1 protein-coding gene is annotated in these 1,187 nt (G+C 65.0%); it reads left to right on the top strand.

The genetic code is table 11. The annotated features are described in order from the left end of the window. Nucleotides 1–1,187 (top strand): elongation factor Tu (gene tuf / locus ABN401_RS16290; protein ID WP_349685917.1); only part of this gene is annotated, 1,187 nt, incomplete at its 3' end.

Here is a 1,187-nt window from a genome sequence, read left to right as displayed (position 1 = left end):
ATGGCCAAGGAAAAGTTCGAACGCACCAAGCCGCACTGCAACATCGGCACGATCGGTCACGTCGATCACGGCAAGACGACGCTGACGGCGGCGATCACGATGACGCTGGCCAAGGCCGGTGGCGCCAAGGCGATGGCCTATGCCGACATCGACGCGGCCCCGGAAGAGAAGGCGCGCGGCATCACGATCAACACCGCGCACGTCGAGTATGAGACGGCCAACCGTCACTATGCCCACGTCGATTGCCCGGGCCACGCCGACTATGTGAAGAACATGATCACCGGTGCCGCCCAGATGGACGGCGCGATCCTGGTGGTGTCGGCCGCCGACGGCCCGATGCCCCAGACCCGCGAGCACATCCTCTTGGCCCGTCAGGTCGGCGTGCCGGCCCTGGTGGTGTTCATGAACAAGGTCGATCTGGTCGATGACGAGGAGCTGCTTGAGCTCGTCGAGATGGAGGTGCGCGAGCTCTTGAGCTCGTACCAGTTCCCGGGCGACGACATTCCGATCACCAAGGGCTCGGCCAAGGCCGCGACCGACGGCGTGAACCCGGAGATCGGCGAGAACATGGTTCTGGCCCTGATGAAGACCGTGGATGAGTATATCCCGCAGCCGGAGCGTCCGATCGACCTGCCGTTCCTGATGCCGGTGGAAGACGTGTTCTCGATCTCGGGCCGCGGCACCGTGGTGACCGGTCGCGTCGAGCGCGGCATCGTCAAGGTCGGCGAGGAGGTCGAGATCGTCGGCATCCGTCCGGTCCAGAAGACGACCTGCACAGGCGTGGAGATGTTCCGCAAACTGCTGGACCAGGGCCAGGCGGGCGACAACGTGGGCGTCTTGCTGCGCGGCACCAAGCGCGAGGACGTCGAGCGCGGCCAGGTGCTGTGCAAGCCGGGCTCGATCACCCCCCACACCAAGTTCCTGGCCGAGGCCTATATCCTGACCAAGGAAGAGGGTGGCCGTCACACGCCGTTCTTCACCAACTACCGCCCGCAGTTCTACTTCCGCACCACGGATGTGACCGGCATCGTGCACCTGAAGGAAGGTGTGGAGATGATCATGCCCGGCGACAACGCCGAGCTGAACGTCGAGCTGATCACCCCGATCGCCATGGAAGAGAAGCTGCGCTTCGCCATCCGCGAAGGCGGCCGCACCGTCGGCGCCGGCGTCGTGGCCAAGATCGTCGA

This window comes from Brevundimonas aurifodinae, from assembly GCF_040195595.1.
Classification (GTDB): Bacteria; Pseudomonadota; Alphaproteobacteria; order Caulobacterales; family Caulobacteraceae; genus Brevundimonas; species Brevundimonas aurifodinae.
Note: the sequence above shows the minus strand (reverse complement) of the source record. Positions and strands in the feature narration are given on the sequence as shown.